Raw genomic sequence first — 17,309 nt, 5'->3', positions numbered from 1 at the left:
CGATTCATGCAAAGCGACCTAGTCGGTTGAGTCTCTTTGTTTTCGGACGTAGGCCGCTCAGGCGACACCGTCGCCGGTTCTTTGGAACCACAAGGGCCATCAAGTTTAGAACGATTAACTACAATTAATACCTCAACATATCAACACGCAGAACAAGGAAGGTGGTCTTTAAATGCACCTGCTTATTTTGGCTATCTTACGTATCAATCTAATCTGAAAGCAGAACAAGAAAATAAACATGCAAGAAATGCATTTTGGGTAGCTATAGCGACAATGGTTATTTCTATTATCGCTATATTTTTTAACTTGATCGCTTACCAAGAATAGCTCGTGAAAGGGCTGCGTTGTGGGGAAGGCTTGAGTTGGGCGTTACCCTTCGGGCAAGGCTTTTCGCTGGTATCTTTCACCTATGGCCTAAGACTGACATCACCCTGGTGTGTCACTGCGTGCCGCCCCAGAATGTGCCTCTCTACAGACCCTATTTAAAAAGATATCGCTGGGCGGCACTCCGCTGCAATCCTGAACGCCTGCGCTACTGCGTAGCTGTGCGGGGCGGCCTTCCGCCTCGTCGTGCCTCCTCGTTGCCTTTCACCATCTGAACTCAAGTGTGAGTAATGACCTTGATTCACTAGCAGGCTTATTTGCCCTGACTCGCATCACAACGCTTTCTGCTCTTCCTTCTAGATATCTCATCACAGAACCTGTTTTACAAGGGTATATGAACGCTACGCGCCCTTGTAAAGCAGAACCCTGTAATGAGCTAAAGAAGTCAGGCGACAAGCGAAGTGATACTCAAACAACAAGGGGCAAAAGCCATGCTAGTGAATCCACCTCAAACTCACACTAACGTTCAAATCGCGACCAACGTATCGACGTTGGGCTCTCAGGCAACTGCACAAAATGATCCCTCTAAGAGCAAAGAGAAGCAGGATTTTTTAACCTCGTTTAAGGCTGGCAAATTGCGTAAAAATGCTAAGGCCAAAATTACTAAGTTGTTGGAGCTTGCGGATTCGTTGATCTTAAAAACTCAATCAATGGGTATGGATGATTGCTTTAGAAGTAATCAGCCTGTCACGATGGATAAAGCGGAATTTTGGGATTGGTACGAAAAGAACTACAGCGACATGGTTATTTTATTAACTGTCCATGACGGGGTTCTGGTGAAGGCTACGGTATGTGATTGTATCTACCATTTTTCTAATGATGTCGTCATGACTTTTTCATTGGATTCACGAGGCGAGGACACCGCTATTTTTGAGAATGATCCCCTTGACGCTGAGGAAAGCGAAGAGGTGAAAGAATCCGTTTTATTAACGTCGTTCGATAAATACGAACACTTAAAAAAAACGGCCGTCGTGAAGCAAGTTGTCATTGATTGGAGTGAATCAAATCTATTCTCTGATAGTGATGCGTATACGCTAGACGATTACAACACCAAAGCAACCCAAGAAGCGAGGGAAGTCGGTCGCAACAAGGGGTACAGTAAGACGATGATGTATATCGAGTTTGAGAATGGTGATTTGGAGCGATTCAGACATGATATTGATGCAGACTACCCTACGTTAAATCATTACTACGCTGCTGTGGGTGACATTAAACTCATTGCACTGTCTAAAGTGCGCTTTACGTTTGAGCAAGTGACAAAGGCGTTAATTGACGGCTACCTGTCACCGCTTAACCGTGATGAAAAAAAACCAACACCACCGACCCAAGATAACACCCGTAAAGTCGTAGCTCTAGGGGACTATCAAGAGCGACAAGAAACGAAGCGTGAGCGATTAGAAGATCGCGCCGCTAAAGCGGAATCGGTGTCTAATGAGCGGTTTAATACTGCGAGTACATTAGGGAAAATGTTGCCGTTCGGTCAGCCAATCCTTGTTGGTCATCATTCAGAAGCGAAGCACCGTAGACACGCGGAGAGCATCAATACAAATATGCGAAAAAGCGTAGAAGCTCAGGATAAAGCGGAATATCTCAGCCGTCGCGCTGATAGTGTTGGCTCTGCTGGTATCGCGTCAGACGACCCCGAAGCGGTCGGTAAGCTCAAGGAAAAGTTAGAGGCTCGCGTTAAATCTCAAGAATTGATGAAAGCCGTAAATAAAGTGGTTCGTGCTCCCCACATGAGCGAAGAAGATAAGATCGAATTCTTAGTTAAGACGCATGGGCAAACCGAAGAAAAAGCGAAAAATTTGTTAAAACCTGACGCATGGGGAGGGCTAGGCTTTGCCAGTTATGCCCTTAAAAATAATAATGCAATGATCCGCACGATAAACAAACGACTCGTTGAATTGGTGTCGTTACACAATGAGGAGCCGTTACAGGAGAGTGGTGAAAGCATGGGGACGGCTTGGGAGTTGTACGAGGAAGAGGGACGCATTAAGTTTTCTTTTGAGGGTATCCCAGACGAAGTTATTCGACAGAAATTAAAAAGTAATGGGTTTAAGTGGTCACGATACTCTAAAGCGTGGGTTCGTAAATTAACACCTAATGCCGTATCGGTGACAAAAAGACTCATCACTCTTCTGAATTAATCAAAAATATGAGTCATTCACTCGTATTCACACGTGAATGACTTCCATAACGTAATGCAGTAAACTCAAGATAATTAAATAGGGTATCTACTATGTCTGAATCAAGCAAAGTTACATTAAGCGTTGAAGAGTTGATCAACTTAACTGCCCATGCTGCCACTCAAGAGCAGTTAAACGATACGCGTAAAGAACTCGACCAAAAAATCGAAACGGTTCGCCATGAAGTTCAAGATGTTCGTCATGAAGTTCAAGATGTCCGTAATGATCTTACAGATAAGATTGATTCCATTAAAAACCTCATTATTGCAACCGCTTTCGCGATGATTGCGACTGTAGCCGGTGCAGCCTTTTGGCTTGGTAATAATATCAACGTTTAATAGTCAAACATATTGCCTTAAATGCCTCTTATCCTAGAGGCATTTTTTGTCCTCGTTATGCCCTCGATCGCTTCAACACTCGCGCTAAAAGAAGTTGAGCCAAAGGCTCGACCGCAAGCGGTCGTTAAAACGGCTCTCAGTGCCACTCTGCGCCCATTTACTCAATGTCTGATTATGCTGCTTTGTCTTCGTGTTATTTTGTGCATTTGTGGCTTATAGGGATTGATAGGCGTCTTTTTTATCATCATGGTTTAAGGTCGATTTGAAGGGCTACGTTGTGGTGAAGGCTTGAGTTGGGCGTTACCCTTCGGGCAAGGCTTTTCGCTGGTATCTTTCATCTATGGCCTAAGAGTGACATCACCCTGATGAGTTACTGCGTGCCGCCCCAGGATGTGTCTCTCTACAGCCCCTATCTAAAAGGATATCGCTGCAATCCTGAACGCCTACGCTACTGCGTAGCTGTGCGGGGCGGCCTTCCGCCTCGTCGTGCCTCCTCGTTGCCTTTCACTGCCTGACATTAAGTTCGAGTAAGGGCTGGTTTTTTTATGCGCCGATTTTCCTTTCTACTCGCATCACGTTACGGACTCGCAAGCTGTTTTACCTTCTCTCAACACAACCTGCCTTGCAAGGGAGGCTTCGCGCTGTATCCCTAGAGCAGCAAGCTGCTAAGGGCTACTAGCCCCTTGTCAAATCAGAATGATGTTGCGAGTGCGGACAGCTAAGCGGCTCCGAAAAGTGATACTCAAACAAAAAGGAAACTCCTCATGGCGCAACAAAACTCAACCCTAACTCTCCCTAAAACGCCAAACAGCGACCAACGTTTCGCCGTTGGGCACGAAAGCTCACCAAAAAATGATTCCTCTTTAGTGTTGCACTCTGATTGTGAATATCAGGATGCAAAGCTGGAATTGGCTTTCCTTGAAGATAAAGACAATGAAATGACGGCTTTTTATGTTCGTGCTGCGGATTTATCGAACGCCATTAAACGCTACGAAAACCAAGGGTTTTCTATTGCACAGGGGAGCCATATCTCTATAGAGGAATTGAAAAACGCAGGATTTACGATGTGCGAGGGGCAGTTCTATCCGTCCACACTCTCAAAAGTCCGCTTTCAAATATTGCGACATTTTCAACTTGGTTCATTAAACGACAATTTTATCGTCATGGATGTATCAACATCGTCAGAAAAATTGTTTTCGTTCGACCTTTGCCCGTTTTGATTGGCTTTTTCATCACGACATAAGGAACAGATAAGCATGAAATATCTATCACACTACATGAATGACAAACAAACCCTTGTCTTTGATGAGCTAGGCGCGTTCTTCGCCTTTTCTAATGAGCAATTCGCAGCAGCCAAAAAAGAGGGGATCAAATACGTGTCGCTAGGTTTTGGCATGATCGTACCAGAGAGTAATGCGAGTGCTTTGATTGAAAAATTGGATGAGATCCAAAAGGAAGCGATCGCACAAGATATTGCTGAAAATGGCATCAAAGCGATCATTCGTCGTGAGCTATTCAATCACGAGTGTTTCTATAGCAATGACGTAAGCGACTGTGTTGAAAAACTCACCGGCTACAACGTTTCATACGATGAGGTTTACGAGGTGTTTAACCACATTCGTCAAACTGAAGATGTGTATTAAGCACCTATAAAAACGCCTAGATATTTACGCAACAAATATCTAGGCGGTGTCCATTAAATACCTATAGGAAAGACTTATAATGAACGAGCTAAATATTATCCCAACCGAAGAAAAAACGAAAGTACAAAATTACGTTTGTACAGCGTAGCCATTTGATTTAGGCAAGGTGGTGCTCACGCAAGGTATAGACGATTTATTACGTGAAAATATCGGAGCCAGTCTACGTATCTGTTTAATACGTCACCAAAATGGTGATTGGGGAAATGTGCCCCTTGACGATAAAATAGAAAACGACAAGGCAAGCCGAAAAGGAAGAAGAATTATGTCAGAGTATCTATTTTGTGAAAATGTAATTTGGATCATTACCGAATGGGATCGCAGCGTAACCACGGTATTACTACCACATGAATACTAATCACGATTTCAATTAAAACCAAATCCAGTCAATGACTGGATTTTTTGCGTTTGATTTTCTGATTGGTCGTTTAGGTTTTAAAAAACGACTCGCACTTGTTTATAATAAACGATGAGGCTAAAGTTATTATAGGTACGATATGAATAAGTGCTCGTTTTTGCGCTGTATTTTTCTTTGTCATCCGACTATAACCTTTATTTTTTTCTGTCAATACTGTGGAACCACCACAATAATAATAAGATCGTTTTTATTTTCGAGTCATTAAGGTCTAGCAGGGTGAAGGGTATTTTTTGATGTGGTGAATGTTGAATATATCTTTAGGGTTCTACTATGCTGATATAGTGTCTCTTACTCACTGCGTGAGCGCGTTCTCTACTCGTCGCACAGCTCCTCATGGTAAACTGATTTTAGTTTATCTTATTTATTAACAATATTTATTGTGGTTATATAGTGAAAATAAAAACAATCTTCGTTTTTCTCATTCCATTCCAAGCGTCTGCTTTTTGTTTTGATGAAGCAGGATATCATTATAATGTCTCTCCAAACTTACTCAGAGCGATTGCACGCGTTGAAAGTAACTTAAACCCTAATGCTATCAATGAAAATAAAAATAGCCGTGGTGAAGTGGTGAGCCGTGATTATGGGCTGATGCAAATTAATTCGAGTTGGTTCAAAAAGCTTTCGGATTTTAATGTGAATGACCAGAATATCTATGAGCCGTGTTTTAACGTGTCATTAGGTGCATGGGTATTAAGTTCTAACTTTTCCAGTCATGGCTATAACTGGAACAGCATAGGCGCATATAATGCGGGTTTCTCCAAACGTACCGAAACCGCCAGAAAAATATACATCCAAAAAGTCCAATCGGTTTATTATTCCGAAAAAGTTAAATAACCATCACTGCACTGTTATGGTGCAATGATGGTTGTCCTTTTCTCTTCCTTCCCTCTCTTCGCTCCTACGTCTGACCCTTCTTGTAGCTCTCTATTCAGTCGCCATAGAGCCGGCTTTTTATCTTTCCTTGGTCAAATTTTCTCAAGTTAACCCACCTCAAGCTGATGAAGCTACCCTGACCTTTTACTTTCTCTGAAAGTCACCACACCCTACGGCACATTGATTTCAATGTGAATGGTTGTCTGTGAAAAACATAAAGGCAATAAAAACAATGACTTATGGGTATTTATGAGAGTAAAGTAGAGCGTAAAAAAATTTTCAAAATTTCAACTAATTAGCCGCTGAAATCGTATTTAAAAATGTGCTAAATGTATTTAATCTCCATTTAACCTATGCATGGTAAGGTTTGTAGGCTGTTTGATTTGAAAGTGAGTGTATTTGTATTTAATTTCAATTTAGCCCTTTTTTAGAAAGGTTTGTGAGCGATTGTGATATTGTGGTAATATGGTATTGTATTTGAATATACATTAAATCGTATTAACACATTTGGGTGGGAGAAAATCTAAAAATGGCGAGAAGCACAGTATTACAAGCCACAATCAAAGGGCCGCTAGAGCAAGATTTTCGCAAGTTTAAAAAGAGAGAGGGGTTGACTGATGCAGATGCGGTTCGTCAGCTTTTGACATTGGCGCTACGTATCAAACTGAATGACAGTGATGATGAAAGGCCGTCGAACCGTGAGCTGATGGAAGAGATTTACCGCGTAGTAAGAGGTAGCTCTGCCATTGGTGAAGTTATTCATGGACAAACCTTTGATGGTGAAAAACTATATAGAGATCAAAAAGACTCAAAGCCTGTCCGTCAGCAAGTTAAGGCGGACATTGAGAAAAAAGTAGAGGCCTATCTTTCAGGCGAAAAAAAAGGGTAGCCACTGGCTACCCTTTTATTATCGCTCTAACTCTCTTTCGATTTCTCTGTCTTCCCAATGGCTCTCTTTCTCTGATTGATTAAATTCCATCTCTTGTTGAGGTGAATATTCTTTTGGCTCAAAGTGGTCGAGTGATTGGCTGTCAGTCTCTTTTTTCTCATTGTAGTTGAGGGTGTCTAATTCGCTCTCTTGATGAGAAATATGTGGCTCACTTAATTCTACGTTATGTGCGCTGTTATCCCTCTCTAGTTTGTCAATGCACGATTTAATATCTTCTTTAAGGTTATCGTCTGACATGAATTGAATGTCTCGACCGTTAAAGTTCTCGATGATTTTCTCAATGTTATTTGGGTTTAAATCGTGGTTGCCTTGATTTAATACAATAATGATGTTCTGTCTCAGTTCATCGGTGGAGATGTTTTGAATGTCGTTCTTATGATTGACATTGATAATGTCAATCTGCCCTTGGGTTTGGTCTCGAATTAAAAATGAGTTTTCAATTGAGGTGCTGATAATAGTGGTGTTTAAATTCTCTCCTTGATGGAATTGTGTTAATTGTTTGGACTTTGTGCCTAGGGTTCTTGGGTTAATGTCTAAGGAGGTATCTTTATTGCCTTGAGTGTCTAAATAGGTCACTTCAATGGCTTTGGTTTCACCTTCTTTATTGTGGATGTTGGTTAACATCGCAGGATGAAGAGATCTATCTTCGGATGAATAGACCGCTGGGTGGAACTTAACCTGGTTATTTTCAATGTTATTGACACCGAGCTTGTTTAAGTACGTTTGGGCCAACGTGTTATCCATCGGTAAGCTTTGATTGATATAATTTTTAGCCCGTTCTTCAAACTGCGCAATATGCCTTGGGGTGGTGCTCAGTAATTTGTCGTGTTTACTGTTTTCCTCTAGTTGATATTTATCTGGCTCATTGAGCATCTTGTGCGCTTCATTCATCGCGGCTTTATAATTCATTTCCTTATGGCTCATGATTAGGTTAATCAATGCGCCTTTTTCGCCTGTGGTGTAGTCTTTAAAATAACCACGATATTCTCCGGTTAAGGTCACTTTAATGGCCGATTTACCAATACCAAAGGTTAAATAATCCCGGTCTGACTTGGATTGATTTGGCTGGCCTAATAACTGAATGGCGAGACTTTCGGTGTATTTGGGTAGTTGTGTGTTGATGTGCTCCCTAAATGTGTTGTAGTCAAAATCACCACTTTTATTTTGGAACCGGACGTCCTCATGAGGCAGAGCATTACGGTTAAAGTAGGTGGTGTCTTTGGGTGGGATTTGGTTAATAGTTTCTATCGCACTGGCTTTATGACTCTCTTTGGATAACCAGCTTTTGACCAGTTGTTTGGTGTTGTCGGTATAGAGCCGAACATGCTGACTGGCACGCGTCACATCGATACCAGCACGTCTTAGGTTGGTCAATGCGCCTTTGCTTTGTATCGCGCTAATGACGTGTTGATAGGTGGAGCCTTGCGCCATGTCTGCGGTCCGACTGTAAGCGTAGTCCCAGTGCCCGTCTTTAAGCGCATTAGGGTTAAGGTTGAGTGTTTGTCCTGTCTTAGATTGAGCGATAACATTGTCTGTTGTCGCTTGCGTGATGCGGTACTCCTCGTTGGCTTTAATGCCGCGCTCTTTATCGGTAAAGCGCGTGATGATTTTATCACCGGTTGAGAGTGGCTTTTCTGACGTAGAGAACAGGGTGGTGAAGCGGTGGTCACGGTTACGCGGTAAGAACGGCCTTGTCTTACCTGTACTCGCGTCTTGAAGTGTTACTACGCCATGCTCTGAATCCACGTGCGTAATGGTGGCGTATTCGCCGGGTTTAGTGCTCAGTATCAAGCCTTTTTGATACGGCATCATGGTGGTGAGCTCTTCCCCGGTCGCGCCGATTGAGCGTAGCCTCGTTGCGATGACGTTCTCTTTGCCTAACTCACTCTTTTTCATCAAGCCGACACGGATGTGTTCGGTGATGGTGTCTCGCTCCTGGTTGGTGTACGCAATAATCAGTGTGTTGTCTCGCGTGTCGGGGGTGCGCTCTAAATAGTCTTTGGCGACCACGTAAGGCAGTTTTTCTGTGGCGGTGAGCTGCGCTCTGCGTCGGTCTTTGTCGTTTTCATCCAGCGTAGAGATGACATGCTGGCGGTTGCCTTGAGTATCTGAGGCTTGCTGCTGGAGTTTGTCTAGGGCGCTGAGCGGCTGTTTATCAATGATGTTTTGCGCCGCATTAAGTAAGGTGTCGTTTTGCTGACGGATGATGTCGGTCATGTAAGCGGTATCGATGCGGCCTTGGCTTATGGCCAGCTCAAAGGGTTTACCGGCATTGAGTGATAAAAGCTGCTCTTTATCGCCCAATTTGGCTGTTTTGGACTGACTGTCATTGACCAGCTTTGTGAACTCATCGGCTTGCTTGTTGCTGACCATGGAGCTTTCATCGAGAAAGAACAAGGTGTGTTGGTAGTCGTTGGCATCGCGGTTTCCTTGTCGGATGTCAGAGAGCAAACTTTCCAGGGTTTGCGCTTTCACGCCTTTGCTTTCGAGCTCTGCTACCGCTGCGTGTGTGGGCGCAAGACCGATGACACTTTGCTCTGGTTGCTGGCTGGCTTCTTTGACTAACTGGATAAGTTCAATGTTGGATTCAAGCATGGTGGACTTACCTGTACCGGCTAACCCTTGGATGGCCACAAAGCTGTCCTTGGTGGTTGATATGAGGGTGATGGCGTCCTTTTGCCCTTGGGTTAGGCGAGGCTTGGTATCGAGAAAGTCTTGCACCTGCTTAGGCGTCGCAAAAGGCTGATGTTGGTCTTTACCATCATCGATGTTTTGCAAGATGCGCTTTTCAGTCTCCAGCGCCGCTTGTGTCGTCCAGCGTGTGCCGTCACTGTACTCTGCAGAGAGGGTGTCGCTTCGCTTAGTCAGCTCTGTTTCAACCTGCTCTTTGGTAATAGAGCCACCGGCTTCTTCAAAGGCGTAACGTACCGCTTCCACCACTAAGGCTTTTTGGCTAAACGCCGCTTCTCGCTCTGAGAGGTGGTTTAGGGCAAAGCTGACCGCTTTTTCGATGAGTGGGGCACTCTGCGCTTTGGCCAGTGCTGACAGCGCTTGACTGACATCCTGCTTTAGCAAATCTTGGGTGGCGTCATTTAGGTAGCGGTCGTTGGCGTTTTGCGTCTGCAGTACGCGCTCAATGGCTGACGGGGAAACCTGCTCTTTTTCAAGTGCGCTTTGGGCTTTGTCCGGTTTGTCGGTGAAGATATCAAGGCGCTCTGTTTTTTCGGTGAGGTCGTTTATCAGGGGCTTAGATAGGGTAAAGGCTTTGCCTGACAGTAAAGTATGAGCTTTTGGCTCAATATGGTGGGCGCCGTGAACGTAATCGTATTGCAGTGGCGCGTCTTTTAAGCTTTCTAAGTTTATGCGTTGCGTTTCCCCTTTGCTCTCAAGCGTGAGGCTTTCTCTGTCTATGTGAGTGACAAGGTAGCTTTGGTTCGCGTCCAAGCCAGCAGGGAAGTGTTTGCCTAATGTTCGAATGCGTTCGCCTTGGGCGATGTTGAGACTTTGCGGTTTGCTGATTTGCATCTTCATGCGCTTAAAGGCGCGACTGGACGGGTCAAAGGTGTGTGACTGTCCATCGCGTTTGCTGAGTGCGGTCATGGTGTTGCTCTCTTTATCGATACTGGCGATGACAAAGCTCTGAGGTTTGTTTTTCTCCCAGTGGGAGAGTGTCATGCCAGGTTTGTAGTGTTGGACGAGGGGTTGCTGCGCTTTAGAGAGGTGGTGAGGGGTTTGAGTGAATAGGGTGGTTTCGTGTCTGGCGAGGGCGCCGGTATTTTTGAGCTGGCCCCGTATCGCTTCGGTTAACCGCCGCTGCTCGACGCTGGAAGTGGCAATCACTTGCGTGCTGGCTTTATCGGGGAGGTCTGAGTACACCCGCGCTATCCTATCGGTGTCATTGTCATGCAGTTTCACGTTGGTGTTGCTGGCTCGCTTGCTAACCCAAGAATGACTCTCCACATTGCCTTTTTGATACAGCGAGATAGCGTTATTGGCTTTAAATCCCTGGCGGCTTGATACGCGGTTAAGCATCACTACTTTACTGCTCGATTGTTTGGCTTTATCGGTGAGCGCCAACAATTCATTGGCGCTCATCTTATGGGCGTCATCGATGAGCAAGACGTCTTTATTGGTCAGCGGCGTATCGCTTTGCAATAAGCTGTGGGTAGTGTGGCGCTGCTCTGGTGAAAAGAGCTGACCGACCCAGGCGCTGAGTGTTTGACTCTTGCGCTGGACGCTCTCCATACCCTCTGTCTTGGCTCTCACGCTTTGGGAGACCAATTGGACGCGTTTACCACTGTGATTGCCTACATTGAGTAGCTGCTGCGCAATATCTTGTGATGAGCCGTGTACATTGACCACATGGAACTGTTTGGTGGAGTGGTACAGCTCGGTCAAGATGCGCTGCTGGTTTTCAGAGATAGCGAGCTTGTTGAGCGTGTTGGATTCAACGTGGGTGCGCATGTGATGCGCCCGGGCTTGGGTGCTGTCGATAAGCGCTTGTTCATTATCAATTAAGCCTTTGGTGGTGTATTGCCCCTTTTGGCTGAGTCCTATCAAGTCGCCTTGTTTAATCATTTCATCCGCGACTTTTTTGATATCAATAGCGTTGAGTTGCACGCCGCCTTTGGTGAACTCTGAGGCGGTGAGTTCAATGATTTTTTCTAGGTGTAACGCGGTGCTGTATTGCCCTAGATGGTCAATGGCTCTGCTGATGACGGCTTGGGTTTCACCAAGTGGTGGGGTGTTTTGCGCTTCTTTCGCTTGTTGCGCCATGGTGACAAGCTCTGCGGGGTCATACCCTTGCTCTTTTACGGTGCTTTGCCACTGTTTGTTGAGGCTGTCACTGCTCTGGTAGGTTTTGCTTTTACGAGTATCGAGGTTGGCTACGTCTTTCGCCGCGCGCGAGTCAAAGCCTAAATCGAGTGTGCGTTGGTCAATTTGTTGTTTGCGAGTGGACGACGCATCAAGAATAGGCTGAGGGACACCGCTGATTTCGAACTGACCGTTGCCGACGCCTCGCGTGGAATAACCGAGGGTTTCTGCCTCTTTAGCTAATTGACTCTGGTACAAGATACCGTAGTATTTTTGGAAGTTGTAAATGCGCTCGCCAGTCCCGTTAATCACGCCCCCTTTTTGTTTTAGGCTGGATGCAAGCGTGCGAAGTTTTCCTTCTTGATCGCGCGTCATGTTAGCGGCTAGCGCGTGAGAGTGGACCTGTGGGTCGTTTTCACGACTGGTCTTGTGGCGTACGACTGCGAATATCATCGAGTCGGTGTTGTGAAACTCGCGCGCTCCCTCTTTGTTGATGGTAGTGAATTGTGCCACGTCTTTTTCGAGCTCTGTTAAGGCGAACTTCACTGCGTTATTGTGCGCTTCAATAAGTCGATTGTCGCCACTGACAAGCGCAAGAACACTGACGGTTTTAGGTGCAGAAAAGGTCAGGTCGAAGCCCGATTTATGATCATTTCGTTTCCCTTTAATGGTTTCACCACCCAGGTTGCCAGAGAGCACCGACTCTAGGGTGGCTTGCTCTACGGGTTTACCCGCCAGTCCCGCTTCGATGGCCAGCTTGCCATGCCAGAAGGTGTTTTCTCCCTGGTCTTTTTCCTTGAGGTAATAGTTATCGCCCACGTCTTTTTCTAAAGAGACGTCAGGTAGGTCTTTGGGGTTTTCTTCGCTGAGGTAATATTTGGCAGCGCCAGAAGCGGATTTCAATGGGCTAATAGAAAGCATGGGTATTGTCCTTGTGCAACGCAAATCGCCGCTAGCAGCAAAGCTGAGCGGTGTGGGGGGGAAGGGGAAAGTAGAATTAAAAACTGTGTGGTTACAAAATGATCCCAACACAAGCAAAGGAATTGCTAGCGGTTAACGTTCGTTCTTCGTGAATGATGACGCCATTTTCATCAATGTGAATGGATGTAATGCCCGCTTTAAATCGGTCTAACGCTACAAGTTCTTCATTGGTTAAATGCTTGCCATGAGTTAAGCATTCTAAATGGTTAAAGCTATATTCATCGGCGGCCATAGCGGGTTTCGAAGAGTCAGAATGCTTCATGCACTCATTGCCATAAAGCCAATCTTGAGCACACTCTATATTTGGCTCTAACTGGTAAGTCATGTGGTGGGTGACGCTTGCAAAAGAATGGGATTGGCTTGTCCATTTGTAGCTCACTTGAAAACAATCAACCTCATCAGGAATGACCGCGTACCAACCTCGACTTTTCGGCGATGTGTCTAAATACACAGACACGTAGCGTTTGTTTGGCCAAAAGCGCTTTGTTTTTAGCTTGCCGTTTGGTTTCGCCCAGTCGGGGCCTATAAACTCAAAATGAATGTCTGTTACCTTGTTGCTGGTCAACTCAGGTGTCAGAAATATTCTAGGTGTAAATTGAAGGTATCGCTCCTTGGGATATTGAGGCAAATGGATGTCGAGTTGGTGTTTAATGGCCGATTGGATTTCTGAGTGTGCTTGAATGTAGCATTCTGACCATTCAAGACTTTTTGCCGCCTCTATGGGTGACATGCCACGGGCATATAAATCGATATAAGGCGTCCAATCTATCTTGATGTATCGGTATGGGATTTTTTTGAGATGCGCTGCAAAAGCCTTAAACCATTCTTTCCATTGGTCGTCATATTCGTTGGTCATTTTTCCGTTCAGATAATTAAGACCTTTACGAGTAAAAGTTACGCATGTTTGCGTGTCGTTGAGTTCTAGGTACTCGCCTGAGATCAGCTGCTCTAATATGTCTCTGATTAGCATGCCAGAGTGTGGGTAAACATCCAAAGCGCGCTCTTTTGCTTGAGACTTGCTCAAGCTCATTCGCTTTTCTTTCATGTGCGCTAGGTACTGAGTGTTGATGTGGTCTACTTGGTAGTTTTTTGCTCTTGGCCATAGCCAATCTAAAAGGTCGCGGGCATAGGTCGTATTCGGCCCTAACTCTAACGTATAGGACGTTGGCGCTTTGGGTAGCGGTGGAAGTTCTTCTTCATTGCCATTCATGGCGCTGAGCTCTTCGGACGTTAAGTTTCTTAATATGACATGGGTAAAACCTTCAATATTGTCGATGTGCTCCCCTAAGCTGACTCTGACACTTTGGATGAAAGGAATGATGGATACTTGGTTAAATAGAATATTGTGAGTTGGCGCATGGTGAGTGACTGCTTGCGCTTTTAAGTCGTTCCAGTCGTCATAACCTGCCGCTTGAGCGCAAATCGATAACCATGTGTTTTTTTCGGCAGTGCTGCCCTGAATGATTTCAGCGAAGGTCAGTTGATCGAAAATAGCGTGTAATCGTTTTTTTAATCTTGGTAGATGGTCAGAATGAAAGGTGGCCTTATTTGACATGGTAATTCCTTGATGAATGGACGTAAAAAAGCCTTGCAATGGCAAGGCTTGAAATAGTGGTTGAGTGATTAGTCGAGGTGATAAGGCTCTAAGGTGTAGCCTCTATGGTGCGTGCGTTGGATTAGACTTTGTGCCGCTTTGTGGGTTAGTACGAGATGTCGCCAGTCGTTGCCGTCGAGCATATCAAGAACAAAGAGGGGTTCAGGTTGTTTGTCAGGTGGTGTGTTTTGGTGAGTGTTCGGTTTTTTTACTCGCGCGCTATGTTGGCGCTTGTGTTGGACTCTTGGTTTCATAATCACTTTCCATTGTTGGGGAAACAACGTAAGGCAAGAAAGAAAAGCGGCATAGATTAATATGCCGCTAGCTAAATAAATTGAAAAATGTGAGCTTTTCAAGATTAAGCTTAAAATTACACTGGAAGCAATGTGAGCAATGTTGTGTGAGTCATAGAGAGCTCCATGACTCACATCTAAATAATAATCATTATCATTTATATGTCAAGGCTATTATTCATACCAGAGTTTATTAAAAGCGCGCTCCTCTAAAATATCTTCAATTCGCCGCCTGGTTTCGGTTTCCTTTTTTTCTCGCTCAACGTGGCTGCGTGTAGAGTGTTTTGGTAAACAAAACGGCTCTTTCACGGGCTTATTGTCTTTCATTATCTTCCTCCGTTAAAGAAACAGTGAGTGTGATTAATGTACCTGGCTCTGGCGCTTCTATGTCGATGAACGCAACATAACCTTGCCAAATTCCATCAACTTTTTCAAAGTGTTGCAACGATGCATCAAAGTGCCAGTTAAAAAAGGCATCATCAATTTTCTTGAAGGGGAGTTTGCATTCGGGCACATTTTTCACGATAAAGTCGGCAACATCGAACTCGCCTGCAAAGGCGCACCCGCCACTTGAGTGTTTTTTAATAAATTCAATCTCTAAGGTAAGGTTTGACATGGTTTTTCCTTAATCGTTCGTTATTCATAAGCATCCGTGATTTCGATATCTTGAGATATCGCCGACTCTTCAAGCTCTTGCTGCGCGCGCTCTTGATGGTCACTGTCTGATTTGAGCTTTTCGGCCTCCTTGCTGGCTAACGCTTTGACCGTCTCACTTCGTTGTGCTTGTTGGATTTGGTCGGTTTCCAGCTTCATCTCTTCCGGCGTTTCAAACTGCTTGGCTTGAATTTCGGTGAGTGCGTTACGCTCTTCTTCGTTGAGGAGCATACCAGGGGCGACACACTCAAAGTAAATCGCTTTTTGATACGCCTTGGTCATGGCGGGTGAGGGGGTGTAATTACGTTTGATAAAAGCCGGTGTCACATTTCGCATTTTATCAAAGTGCAAATCCAGTTGAGTGATGAAGCTGCTGCCAGGTACGCGAAGGTAACATTGCAAATCATCCATGGCTTGGATTTCACTGCTAGAGACGACCGGACGAGTTACCGTCTGGTGGCCAATCGATACCCCGTCACGCAAAGCATTTGCACCGTAAGAAATGTTCTCTCTAGATACGTCCACCTCTTGCTCGCCTAAATCTTTTGATGAGATTTGCGCCATTTGCGCGGAGGGGGCGCGAAAGTAAAAACGTGAGTTGAGTAAGTCAAAAATGACGTCAGCGGTGTTTTTACCGTAGGTTTTTACGAGCTGAGCATAAGACTGGAGGCCAATCACATAACATCCCCCAAACTTACGCACTTCGGCAATGATGGTGTCCAGCTCAGGCAGTTTATGCAGACTTGGCATTTCATCCATAATCACCCAAATACGGCGGTCTTCATCGTCTTTGAGTCCCAAGATGGCGTTAGAAGCAATGGCAAGCCAAGTCGAAATCAAAGGACGTAGAGAGGCGTGTTGCTGCGCGTTACTCGATAAGAACAAAAAGCCTTTTTGTTTGTCGTCTTGTACCCAATCGGTGATAGAAAACGGTTTACGTTTGGGTTTTCCTTTGGCGTCTTTGTCATCCAATCCATCTAAAAAGCGTAGGCTCTTAATGTAAGTGGCGAGTACTGACTTAATGGAGATGGCCGTCTTTTTGATGTCTTTCGAGACCAGGGAAGCCGACTCTGTGCCTTGCAGGAAATTACCTAGGGTTTCAAGCTCAGACGTGAGTATCAAGCTGAGCAGCCTTGCGGTCGTGCAGGGCTTGTCATCTTGGCTCATGCGATACGCCGCACTCGAAAAGATAGTCCGGGCGGAATCGACCCAGAATGGGTCACCTTCGCCATGCTGCGGAATAAGGGCGCTGGCGATATTTTCAAAGTCAGGGGCTTCTTTTGCATCGCACCACACATCCCAATTGGCGCAGCGTTCATCGAAGGGATTGAGTAAGGTGTCTTGGCTAGGGTCAAAGAACTTACTGGTAAAGGTGCAGCCTTTATCGTAAATAATCGCTTTATCCCCACGTTTACGTATCCATCGCAGCAGTTTACGCAGCATGACGGATTTACCAGCCCCTGTGGTGCCGTCAATGAGCATGTGCTGAACTTCAAACTCACGCTTAAACAAGGCCAGCCCATCCACTTTAAAATCAGAAATCCGTCCGTTGCCTACGCCTTGCTTCTTGAGTTTCTTTGCCCGCTTTTTCAAATCGTTTGTGAGCACTTTGGGTTCGGCGTATTGGAATCCTCGAACGTGGAAGTCTTCACTTTGCTTTTCACCTTGTCGCTTAAAGAAACTCATGGCGAGCATCAAAATAGCAAAGGCAATACCAAGGGCAATCAAGAAGTTGATTTGTGTTTGGCGAATGACATTATCGTAGAGGTTGATGAGTTGGGTGTTTTCCAGCTGAGAGGCGAGCGTACCAACGTAGCGTTTTCCACTCCAGAAGGTGGTGACTTCACTGTTAAGGTCGTGCCCTAGGCTGGCATAGATATGGTTGCGCCAGTAGTAAAACACCGACCAAAGGGCGTTATCTGGGGCGCGTAGCCAAGTGAGAAATCCGGTTAAGGCAATCACCGCCCAAATAGCAGCGTAGACTAGGGTGTTGTTGACTTGGAAGAACATCCGAATGGAGTGAAAAGTAATTTGTCCACCACGGGTAAAGTGGTTGCCGGACGCGCGTTTAGGCCTAGGCATAATGGTTTCCTATAACGAGTGAGCGTGAAAGTGTTCTTTTAT

13 protein-coding genes are annotated in these 17,309 nt (G+C 45.2%); 7 read left to right on the top strand and 6 right to left on the bottom strand.

The features are described from left to right. Positions 1-36: 36 nt before the first annotated feature. The 7 genes from OCV44_RS21360 to OCV44_RS21325 all read left to right on the top strand — a co-directional run bounded on the left by OCV44_RS21360 (position 37) and on the right by OCV44_RS21325 (position 6,788). Positions 37-327, top strand: coding sequence for a hypothetical protein (locus tag OCV44_RS21360; RefSeq protein WP_211349787.1), 291 nt, complete (start codon positions 37-39; stop codon positions 325-327). Between the two features lie 488 nt (positions 328-815). Beyond that, positions 816-2,531: a DUF3560 domain-containing protein gene (locus OCV44_RS21355; protein WP_139686192.1), complete on the top strand. Its 1,716-nt coding sequence runs from the start codon at positions 816-818 to the stop codon at positions 2,529-2,531. A 92-nt stretch (positions 2,532-2,623) separates the two neighbouring features. Continuing rightward, entirely contained in the window at positions 2,624-2,908 is a 285-nt protein-coding gene (locus OCV44_RS21350; RefSeq protein WP_139686193.1) for a DUF1640 domain-containing protein, read from the top strand. Positions 2,909-3,672: 764 nt separating this feature from the next. Continuing rightward, positions 3,673-4,128 (top strand): hypothetical protein, encoded by a 456-nt coding sequence (locus tag OCV44_RS21345; RefSeq protein WP_139686194.1) that lies wholly within the window; start codon positions 3,673-3,675, stop codon positions 4,126-4,128. 36 nt (positions 4,129-4,164) lie between these two features. Beyond that, positions 4,165-4,551 (top strand): DUF7659 family protein, encoded by a 387-nt coding sequence (locus OCV44_RS21340; RefSeq protein ID WP_139686195.1) that lies wholly within the window; start codon positions 4,165-4,167, stop codon positions 4,549-4,551. A gap of 865 nt (positions 4,552-5,416) precedes the next feature. Further along, on the top strand, positions 5,417-5,860 hold the full coding sequence (locus OCV44_RS21330; RefSeq protein WP_139686196.1) for a lytic transglycosylase domain-containing protein: 444 nt from the start codon (positions 5,417-5,419) through the stop codon (positions 5,858-5,860). A 568-nt stretch (positions 5,861-6,428) separates the two neighbouring features. Beyond that, on the top strand, positions 6,429-6,788 hold the full coding sequence (locus tag OCV44_RS21325) for a hypothetical protein (protein ID WP_139686197.1): 360 nt from the start codon (positions 6,429-6,431) through the stop codon (positions 6,786-6,788). A gap of 18 nt (positions 6,789-6,806) precedes the next feature. Here the strand turns inward: OCV44_RS21325 and traI are convergent, their stop codons facing one another. From traI to traD, 6 genes are all read right to left on the bottom strand, one after another. Next, positions 6,807-12,584 carry a conjugative transfer relaxase/helicase TraI gene (gene traI, locus OCV44_RS21320; protein ID WP_261900943.1) on the bottom strand — a complete coding sequence of 1,926 codons (5,778 nt, stop codon included), beginning with the start codon at positions 12,582-12,584 and terminating at the stop codon, positions 6,807-6,809. Positions 12,585-12,675: 91 nt separating this feature from the next. Then, positions 12,676-14,199, bottom strand: a complete 1,524-nt coding sequence (locus OCV44_RS21315; RefSeq protein ID WP_139686144.1) for a hypothetical protein — start codon at positions 14,197-14,199, stop codon at positions 12,676-12,678. A gap of 68 nt (positions 14,200-14,267) precedes the next feature. Next, positions 14,268-14,492, bottom strand: coding sequence for a hypothetical protein (locus tag OCV44_RS21310; protein WP_139686143.1), 225 nt, complete (start codon positions 14,490-14,492; stop codon positions 14,268-14,270). 213 nt (positions 14,493-14,705) lie between these two features. Continuing rightward, a complete protein-coding gene (locus tag OCV44_RS21305; RefSeq protein ID WP_139686142.1) occupies positions 14,706-14,858 on the bottom strand; it encodes an adenosine deaminase in 153 nt (50 codons plus the stop codon). Beyond that, positions 14,845-15,147 (bottom strand): hypothetical protein, encoded by a 303-nt coding sequence (locus OCV44_RS21300; RefSeq protein ID WP_139686141.1) that lies wholly within the window; start codon positions 15,145-15,147, stop codon positions 14,845-14,847. Before OCV44_RS21300 ends, OCV44_RS21305 begins: the two co-directional genes overlap by 14 nt. A 20-nt stretch (positions 15,148-15,167) precedes the next feature. Beyond that, a complete protein-coding gene (traD, locus tag OCV44_RS21295) occupies positions 15,168-17,267 on the bottom strand; it encodes a type IV conjugative transfer system coupling protein TraD (protein ID WP_139686140.1) in 2,100 nt (699 codons plus the stop codon). Positions 17,268-17,309 lie beyond the last annotated feature (42 nt).

It is taken from the genome of Vibrio tasmaniensis (assembly GCF_024347635.1).
Classification (GTDB): Bacteria; Pseudomonadota; Gammaproteobacteria; order Enterobacterales; family Vibrionaceae; genus Vibrio; species Vibrio tasmaniensis.
Note: the sequence above shows the minus strand (reverse complement) of the source record. Positions and strands in the feature narration are given on the sequence as shown.

What these genes read in the sequence shown, in the direction of transcription:
- OCV44_RS21355 (WP_139686192.1), top strand. Translation starts at nt 816, where the DNA reads ATGCTAGTGAATCCACCTCAAACTCACACTAACGTTCAAATCGCGACC.
- OCV44_RS21350 (WP_139686193.1), top strand. Translation starts at nt 2,624, where the DNA reads ATGTCTGAATCAAGCAAAGTTACATTAAGCGTTGAAGAGTTGATCAAC.
- OCV44_RS21345 (WP_139686194.1), top strand. Translation starts at nt 3,673, where the DNA reads ATGGCGCAACAAAACTCAACCCTAACTCTCCCTAAAACGCCAAACAGC.
- OCV44_RS21340 (WP_139686195.1), top strand. Translation starts at nt 4,165, where the DNA reads ATGAAATATCTATCACACTACATGAATGACAAACAAACCCTTGTCTTT.
- OCV44_RS21325 (WP_139686197.1), top strand. Translation starts at nt 6,429, where the DNA reads ATGGCGAGAAGCACAGTATTACAAGCCACAATCAAAGGGCCGCTAGAG.
- traI (WP_261900943.1), bottom strand. Translation starts at nt 12,584, where the DNA reads ATGCTTTCTATTAGCCCATTGAAATCCGCTTCTGGCGCTGCCAAATAT.
- OCV44_RS21315 (WP_139686144.1), bottom strand. Translation starts at nt 14,199, where the DNA reads ATGTCAAATAAGGCCACCTTTCATTCTGACCATCTACCAAGATTAAAA.
- OCV44_RS21310 (WP_139686143.1), bottom strand. Translation starts at nt 14,492, where the DNA reads ATGAAACCAAGAGTCCAACACAAGCGCCAACATAGCGCGCGAGTAAAA.
- OCV44_RS21305 (WP_139686142.1), bottom strand. Translation starts at nt 14,858, where the DNA reads ATGAAAGACAATAAGCCCGTGAAAGAGCCGTTTTGTTTACCAAAACAC.
- OCV44_RS21300 (WP_139686141.1), bottom strand. Translation starts at nt 15,147, where the DNA reads ATGTCAAACCTTACCTTAGAGATTGAATTTATTAAAAAACACTCAAGT.
- traD (WP_139686140.1), bottom strand. Translation starts at nt 17,267, where the DNA reads ATGCCTAGGCCTAAACGCGCGTCCGGCAACCACTTTACCCGTGGTGGA.